The 4,542-nt window shown below is 74.6% G+C and carries 4 protein-coding genes; all 4 read right to left on the bottom strand.

Features of this window, described 5'->3' with window-relative positions:
* Positions 1 to 461, bottom strand: a 461-nt coding sequence (locus VGI02_RS02825) for a (2Fe-2S)-binding protein (protein ID WP_331625734.1), incomplete at its 3' end; no start/stop codon positions are given.
* Positions 458 to 1,324: an FAD binding domain-containing protein gene (locus tag VGI02_RS02820; RefSeq protein ID WP_331625733.1), complete on the bottom strand. Its 867-nt coding sequence runs from the start codon at positions 1,322 to 1,324 to the stop codon at positions 458 to 460. The genes VGI02_RS02825 and VGI02_RS02820, both read right to left, overlap by 4 nt.
* Positions 1,324 to 2,103 (bottom strand): enoyl-CoA hydratase/isomerase family protein, encoded by a 780-nt coding sequence (locus VGI02_RS02815; RefSeq protein ID WP_331625732.1) that lies wholly within the window; start codon positions 2,101 to 2,103, stop codon positions 1,324 to 1,326. Before VGI02_RS02815 ends, VGI02_RS02820 begins: the two co-directional genes overlap by 1 nt.
* Positions 2,103 to 4,502, bottom strand: a complete 2,400-nt coding sequence (locus VGI02_RS02810; protein ID WP_331625731.1) for a xanthine dehydrogenase family protein molybdopterin-binding subunit — start codon at positions 4,500 to 4,502, stop codon at positions 2,103 to 2,105. The genes VGI02_RS02815 and VGI02_RS02810 overlap by 1 nt, the downstream gene beginning before the upstream one ends.
* Between the last annotated feature and the right edge of the window lie 40 nt (positions 4,503 to 4,542).

The following is a 4,542-nucleotide window of genomic DNA, read 5'->3' as shown; positions in this document are numbered from 1 at the left end:
GCGGCGAGGATGCCCCGGTAGCCGGTGCAGCGGCAGAGCACCCCGGACATGTCCTCGGCGAGGGTGTCCTCGTCGTAGGTCCCGCCGGCGAGCAGGTCGTAGGAGCTCATCAGCATGCCCGGGGTGCAGAACCCGCACTGCAGGCCGTGATGGTGGGAGAACGCCCGCTGCAACGGGTGCTGGTCGCCGGCGCCGCCGAGCCCCTCCACCGTCGTGATCACGGCGCCCTCGCACTGCACCGCGAACAGCAGGCACGCCCGCGCGGCCTCGCCGTCGACCAGGACCGTGCACATCCCGCACACGCCGTGCTCACAGCCGACGTGGGTGCCGGTGAGGCCGAGCCGGTCGCGCAGGACGTCGGAGAGGGTGGCCCGCGGCGCGACGGCAAGGGTGGTCTCCCGGCCGTTGACGGTCAGGGTGACGTCGGCGGTGGCGTCGGCGGCCACGTGGACGGGCTTCACGACGGGTCTCCCGGGAGGGCCTGGCGGTGGGCGCGGGCGAGCTCGCGGGCGGTGAGCACCCCGAGCAGGCGGGCGCGGTACGCGGTGGATCCGTGGGCGTCCCCGGCGGTGTCGACGACCTCGGCGGCCAGCGCGTCGGCGGCGGGACGGAGGTCCGGCTCGGTGACGGCGTGGGTCAGCAGCTCGCTGACGTCCCGGACGACGGGCCGGTCCGAGACACCGAACGCGGCCAGGGTCGCGTCCTTCACCGCCCCCGCGACCGCCCGGACGCGGATCGCCACCCCGGCGAGCGCGAAGTCCCCGTGCCTGCGGGCGATCTCGGCGAAACCGAAGCCCTCGCCACGACCCGCCGTCGGGAACCGGACCGCGGTGATCAGCTCGTCGGCGGCCACGGTCGTCGTCATGGCCCCGGTGACGAGCTCGGCGGCGGGGACCTCGCGGCGCCCGTGCGGGCCGGTGACCTCGACGACGGCCCCGAGGCACGCGGCCACGGCGGGCAGCTCGGCGGCGGGGTCGGCGTGGGCGAGGCTGCCGCAGACCGTGCCGCGGCTGCGCAGTTCCCGGTGCCCGACGAAGGGCATCGCGCGCCCGATCAGGGGCACGGCCGTGGTCGCCGGATCACGCTCGACGCGGCGCTGGCGCACCGCGGCCCCGATCCGCAGCTCCTCGTCGGCGACGGCGAGCGTGCCCAGCTCGGGCAGCGACGTGATGTCGACGAGCGTCCCGGGCCGGCCCAGGCGCATCGCGAGCACCGGGACCAGCGACTGCCCGCCCGCGAGGACCTTGGCGTCCCCGGCGGCGAGGGCCTCGACGGCTTCGGTCACCGATCCGGGCCGGTGGTAGGCGAAGGGAGCGGCCTTCATCAGCGCCCCGTGAACCGCGGCGTGCGCTTCTCGGTGAACGCGGCGACGCCCTCGGCGAAGTCGTGGCTCGCGCGCAGCATCGCGTAGGCCTTCCGTTCCAGTTCGATGCCGGAGTAGAGCGGCGCGTCGACGCCGCGGTCGAGCACCTCTTTGGCGGTGCGCAGCGCCATCGGGGAGAACCCGAGGAGCTTGTCGAGCAGGGCGTCGGTGGCCTTGTCGAGCGCCTCGCGGTCCGGGTGCAGCTCGGCGACGAGGCCCCAGTCGGCCGCCTCCTGCCCCGTGATGCGCTTGGCCGTCATGACGTGGTGTTTCGCGCGGGACAGGCCGATCAGCCGGGCGAGGCGCTGGGTGCCGCCGGAGCCGGGGATCATCCCGAGGTTCATCTCCGGGAGGGCGAAGCGGCTGCGCTCGGTGGCCAGTCGGATGTCGCAGGACAGCGCGAGCTCGCACCCGACGCCGAAGCAGTAGCCGTCGACGGCGACGACGACCGGCTTGGGGCTGCGCGACGCCGCGGTGACCTCGTGGCCGAGGTCGGTGAAGTCGACCGGGTCGACCTCCATGAACCCGGCGATGTCCCCGCCGGAGGAGAAGTGCTCGCCGTCGGAGCGGACGACGACCACCGCCACGTCGGGGTCGCGGTCGATCTCGGCGAAGCGCTCCGCGACCAGGGTCCGCATCTCCCACGTGATCACGGTGTACGGGCCGTGGGCGAGTACCAGGTTCGCGACCCGCCCGTCGTGGGTGCGCTCGAGCCGGACCTCGCCGCCGGTCAGTGCCATCAGTGGTTCCTCTCCAGGAGTGCGAACAGCGCCTCGCCGTGCAGGGGCAGGGAATCGATCTCGACGCCGGCCGGGGCCACGGCGTCGGCGACCGCGTTGGCGATCGCCACCGGCAGGCTCATCGAACTGCCCTCGCCGCACCCCTTCGCGCCGAGCGGGGTGAGCGGCGACGGCGACTCGAGGTGGTCGGAGACCAGCTCGAAACCGGTCTCCGCGGTCGTCGGGCACAGGTAGTCGAGGAACGTGGCCGACTGCGGTTGGCCGGCGTCGGAGTACCGGAACTCCTCGAACAGCGCACCGCCGAGCCCGTGGACGAGGGCGCCGAGGACCTGGCCCTCGAGCAGTACCGGGTCGAGCACCGTGCCCGCGTCGTGGACGCTCGCGACCCGGTCCAGCGCGATCTCGAGGGTGTCGGGGTCGACCCGCACGCCGACCATCTCCGCGACGAAGCCGTAGCAGAGCGACGAGTTGATGCGGTCCTCCGCGGTGGCCGCGACGGCCTCGGGCGGCCGGAACTCGCCCTCGGCGCTGGTGTGCGCGCCGAGCTCCGCCGGCAGGGCGCCCGGATCCCAGTGCAGGAGGCCGGCCGCGTGACGGAACCGGCAGGAGGTCCCCGACGACGGGTCGCGGATCTCGCCGTCCGCGAGCTCCAGATGCGGCGCGTCGGACGGCTCCACGCCCAGTAGCACCGTCGCCGCGCCGCGGACCGACTCGGCGAGCCGGTCGACGGCGGCGATCACCGCGCTCGTCACCAGCGGCGCGAACCGCGACGAGTAGCTGCCCGACGTGACCGTCCACGGCGTGTGGGCGGTGTCCATCTCGACCCGGGCGCGGACCTGCTCGACCGGCAGGCCGAGGCGCCGGGCGGCCACGCGTCGCGCGACCGTGGCGTGCCCCTGGCCCTGCGGCACCGAGCCGAGCATCACCGTGACGACGCCCTGGACGTCCACCGACGCTCGCACGATCTCCGTCGATCCGGACTTGTCGCGGCCCGGCTTGCGATCCGCGGCGGGCGTCGCGAGCCCGACGTAGCCGATGTTGGTGCCCGAGGGATCGACGACGAGGGCGAGCCCGACGCCGTAGAACGCGCCCTCCGCCCGGGCCTGGACCTGCCGAGCGCGGAGCTCGTCGTAGCCGCCCTTCGCCAGCAGCATGTCGAGGGCCCTGGTGTAGTCCCCGGAGTCGTAGAGCCCACCGGTCGGGGTGCGGTGCGGGAAGGAGCGGACGAGGTTGCGCCGCCGCACCGCGGCGACGTCGAGGCCCGTCGTCGCGGCGACCGCGTCCATCAGCCGCTCGAGCCCGAAGTAGAGCTGCTGCCCGCCGAAGCCGCGGTTGAGCCCGGTCGGGGCCCGGTTGGTGACGACGGCGCGGGCGCGGATCGCGACCGCGGGCACGTCGTAGGCGCCGGTGATGTTGCCGAAGCAGCGGTAGAGCGTGCTCGGTTCGGGCGGGCGCAGGTAGGCACCGACGTCGTCGACGAGGTCGGCACGCAGGGCGGTGACCCCGCCGTCCACGTCGACGGCCGCCTCGAACGCCATGACCCGTCCGGCGCCGGACGAGCTGGCGAGCAGGTGCTCGATCCGGTCCTCGGTCCAGCGCACCGGGCGCCCGGCATGCTTCGAGGCGAGCGCCAGGAGCACGACGTAGGGGTAGATGCCCGATTTGATCCCGAAGCTGCCGCCGATGTCGGCCGGCACGTGCAGTCGGAACCGCGACGGGGGCAGGCCCAGGGCACCCGCCGCGACCGGCACCATCGTGAAGGGGCCGTGGAAGTTCGCCCACGCCTCGACGCTTGGGCCGTCCGCGTCCTCGCTCCACCGGGCGACCACGCCGTAGCACTCCATCGGCACCGAGGAGTAGCGCGGGAACGTGTACTCGCCGCGCACCGTGTGGGCGGCCCGGTCGAACGCGGCGTCGACCTCGCCGAAGGCGAAGGTGCGGTCGGTGGCGACGTTCGTGCCCGCCTCCGGGTGGAGCAGCGGGGCGTCCGGCTCGAGGGCGCGGCGGGTCTCGACGACGACGTCGAGCGGCTCGTAGTCGATGCGCACCAGTTCGGCGGCGTCCTCGGCGACGTAGCGGTCGGTCGCCACCACGACGGCCACCGGCTCGCCGACGTAGCGCGCGGTGTCGACGGCGCTCGGCAGGTAGGGCATCGGGGTCGCGGTGGACAGCGGGAACGGGCGCACTGCGGCGCGCACCTCGTCGGGCCCGATGACGGCGGCGACCCCGGGGTGGGCACGGGCGCGGTCCAGGTCGGCGCCGCGGATCCGCGCGTGCGGGTGCGGGCTGCGCACGACCGCGGCGACGAGCGTGCCGGGCAGCGGGTCGAGGTCGTCGAGGAACGCGCCGGTGCCGCTGACCAGCGCGGCGTCCTCGTCGCGGGACGGGGTCCAGCTCACCGGCGGACCTCCAGGACGGTGGAGTCCGCGAGCGCGTCGA

This window comes from Actinomycetospora sp. (assembly GCF_036497245.1).
GTDB lineage: Bacteria > Actinomycetota > Actinomycetes > Mycobacteriales > Pseudonocardiaceae > Actinomycetospora.
The sequence above is the reverse complement of the archived record's forward strand: the minus strand, read 5'-3'. Positions and strand labels throughout refer to the sequence as shown.

Bases quoted from the DNA above. Each gene is read 5' to 3' on its own strand.
- VGI02_RS02820 (WP_331625733.1), bottom strand. From the start codon at position 1,324: ATGAAGGCCGCTCCCTTCGCCTACCACCGGCCCGGATCGGTGACCGAA.
- VGI02_RS02815 (WP_331625732.1), bottom strand. From the start codon at position 2,103: ATGGCACTGACCGGCGGCGAGGTCCGGCTCGAGCGCACCCACGACGGG.